The organism is Variovorax sp. OV329, from assembly GCF_900114785.1.
Taxonomy (GTDB): domain Bacteria; phylum Pseudomonadota; class Gammaproteobacteria; order Burkholderiales; family Burkholderiaceae_C; genus Variovorax.
The window spans coordinates 1-2,981 of sequence record NZ_FOUG01000046.1; the positions used below are offsets into that span (position 1 = coordinate 1).

Annotated in this window: 3 protein-coding genes; all 3 read left to right on the forward strand. The window is 66.5% G+C overall.

Features of this window, described 5'->3' with window-relative positions; translation table 11 throughout:
* The coding region (locus BM345_RS29410; RefSeq protein ID WP_217654046.1) for a Re/Si-specific NAD(P)(+) transhydrogenase subunit alpha at positions 1–1,095 on the forward strand (1,095 nt) is incomplete at its 5' end.
* A 74-nt stretch (positions 1,096–1,169) separates the two neighbouring features.
* Positions 1,170–1,502 (forward strand): NAD(P) transhydrogenase subunit alpha part 2, encoded by a 333-nt coding sequence (locus tag BM345_RS29415; RefSeq protein WP_093387367.1) that lies wholly within the window; start codon positions 1,170–1,172, stop codon positions 1,500–1,502.
* A gap of 1 nt (position 1,503) precedes the next feature.
* Positions 1,504–2,981, forward strand: a 1,478-nt coding sequence (locus tag BM345_RS29420; protein ID WP_093387369.1) for an NAD(P)(+) transhydrogenase (Re/Si-specific) subunit beta, incomplete at its 3' end; no start/stop codon positions are given.

Here is a 2,981-nt window from a genome sequence, read left to right on the forward strand (position 1 = left end):
GAGACCCGTGTGGCCGTCACCCCCGAGACGGCCAAGAAGCTCGTTGCCTTGGGGCATACGGTGCGCGTTCAATCCGGCGCGGGCATCACCGCTGCGGCTCCCGATGCGGCCTACCAGGCCGTGGGCGCGGAGATCTCCGATGCCGCGGGCGTGTACGCCAGCGAGATCGTGCTGAAGGTGCGCTCGCCCTTCGACAACGAGATCGCGCAGATGAAGCCCGGCACGGTGGTGGTGGGCATGCTCAACCCCTTCGATGCCGAAGGCCTTGCTCGCCTGGCCGCGGCCAACCTCACTGCCTTTGCTTTGGAGGCCGCCCCGCGCACCACGCGCGCCCAGAGCATGGACGTGCTGTCTTCGCAAGCCAACATCGCCGGCTACAAGGCCGTGATGACGGCTGCGGACAAGTACCAGCGCTTCTTCCCCATGCTCATGACGGCAGCGGGCACGGTCAAGGCCGCCCGCGTGGTGATCCTGGGCGTGGGCGTGGCCGGTCTGCAGGCCATCGCCACGGCCAAGCGCCTGGGCGCGGTCATCGAGGCCTCGGACGTGCGACCCAGCGTCAAGGAGCAGATCGAATCGCTGGGCGGCAAGTTCATCGACGTGCCCTACGAGACCCAGGAAGAGAAGGACGCGGCCGAAGGCGTGGGCGGCTATGCCCGCCCCATGCCCCCGAGTTGGCTCGCGCGCCAGCAAGTGGAAGTGGCCAAGCGCGTGGCGCTGGCCGACGTGGTGATCAGCACCGCGCTCATCCCCGGCCGTGCCGCGCCCACCCTCATCACCGAGGACATGGTCAAGTCCATGAAGCCGGGCTCGGTCATCGTGGACATCGCTGCCGGCCGAGGGGCCGACGGCGTGGGTGGCAACTGCACGATTTCCGAAGCGGACAAGACCGTGCTCAAGCACGGCGTGACCATCGTGGGCGAGACCAACCTGCCCGCCCTGGTGGCCGCCGATGCGTCGTCCCTGTATGCGCGCAACGTGCTGGACTTCCTCAAGCTGGTGCTGCCCAAGGAGGGCGGCTTCAAGATCGACATGGAAGACGACATCGTCGCGGCCTGCCTGGTGGCGCATGACGGCCAGGTCACCCGCAAATAAGGCAAGCAGCCACCGCAGGCAGCGACATCGAGCTGCTCACTGAATTCAAGTTCAAGCGCGAGGAGAAGAGAGCCATGGATCCCGTCAGCCATACCGTCATCAACCTGATCATCTTCGTGCTGGCCATCTACGTGGGCTACCACGTGGTGTGGACCGTCACGCCGGCCTTGCACACGCCGCTCATGGCCGTGACCAACGCCATCTCGGCCATCGTGATCGTGGGGGCCATGCTGGCCGCCGCGCTCACCGAGACCTGGCTGGGCAAGTCCATGGGCGTGCTGGCCGTGGCGCTGGCGGCCGTGAACGTCTTCGGCGGCTTCCTGGTCACGCGCCGGATGCTGGAGATGTTCAAGAAGAAGGACAAGAAGGCCGCCGCACCCGCCGCTGCCAAGGCGGAGGGCCACTGACATGTCGATGAACCTCGTCACCCTGCTGTACCTGGTCGCCAGCGTCTGCTTCATCCAGGCTTTGAAGGGCCTGAGCCACCCCACCACCTCCATCCGGGGCAACGTCTTCGGCATGGTCGGCATGGCCATCGCCATCCTGACCACCGCGGCGCTGATCGTCCAACTGGCCGGGGGCAAGGCCGCGGGCATGGCCTGGGTGCTCCTGGGCCTGGTGGTGGGCGGGGGCTACGGTGCCTACCGCGCCAAGACGGTCGAGATGACCCAGATGCCCGAGCTGGTGGCCTTCTTCCACAGCATGATCGGCCTGGCGGCCGTGTTCATCGGGGTGGCCGCTGTCGTGGAGCCCTGGGCCTTCGGCATCACCCCGGCGCCGGTGCTGGCGGCCGTGGGCGTGAACACCCCCGAGGGCACTTACATCCTGGATGGCTTCGTGCGCTATGCGATTCCCGCGGGCAACCGGCTCGAACTGTTCCTGGGTGCAGCGATCGGTGCCATCACCTTCTCGGGTTCGGTGATCGCCTTCGGCAAGCTCTCGGGCAAGTACAAGTTTCGCCTGTTCCAGGGCGCGCCGGTGCAGTTCAAGGGCCAGCACATGCTGAACCTGGTGCTGGGCCTGCTGACCATCGCGCTGGGCCTGGTGTTCGTGTTCACCGAGAGCTGGATCGCCTTCTTCGCGATGCTGGCGCTGTCCTTCGTGATGGGCGTGCTGATCATCATCCCCATCGGCGGGGCGGACATGCCGGTGGTGGTGTCCATGCTCAACAGCTACTCGGGCTGGGCAGCGGCGGGCATCGGCTTCTCGCTGAACAACGCGATGCTGATCGTGGCGGGCTCGCTGGTGGGGTCTTCCGGCGCGATCCTGAGCTACATCATGTGCAAGGCCATGAACCGCTCCTTCTTCAACGTGATCCTGGGCGGCTTCGGGGGCGAGGCGGCCACGGCGGGCGCGGGTGCGAAGGAGCAGCGGCCGGTCAAGAGCGGCAGCGCGGACGACGCGGCCTACATGCTCAGCAATGCCGAGACCGTGATCATCGTGCCGGGCTACGGCCTGGCGGTGGCGCGGGCGCAGCACGCCGTGAACGAGTTGGCCAAGAAGCTCACCGAGAAGGGCGTGACGGTGAAGTACGCCATCCACCCGGTGGCCGGGCGCATGCCGGGGCACATGAACGTTCTCTTGGCCGAGGCCGAGGTGCCCTACGACCAGGTCTTCGAGATGGAGGACATCAACGGCGAGTTCGCGCAAGCGGACGTGGCCATCATCCTGGGGGCCAACGACGTGGTGAACCCCGCGGCGCTGACCAAGGGCACGCCGATCTACGGCATGCCCATCCTGGAGGCCTACAAGGCCAAGACGGTGATCGTGAACAAGCGCAGCATGGCCGCGGGCTACGCGGGTCTGGACAACGAGTTGTTCTACATGGACAAGACCATGATGGTCTTCGGGGACGCCAAGAAGGTGGTCGAGGACATGGGCAAGGC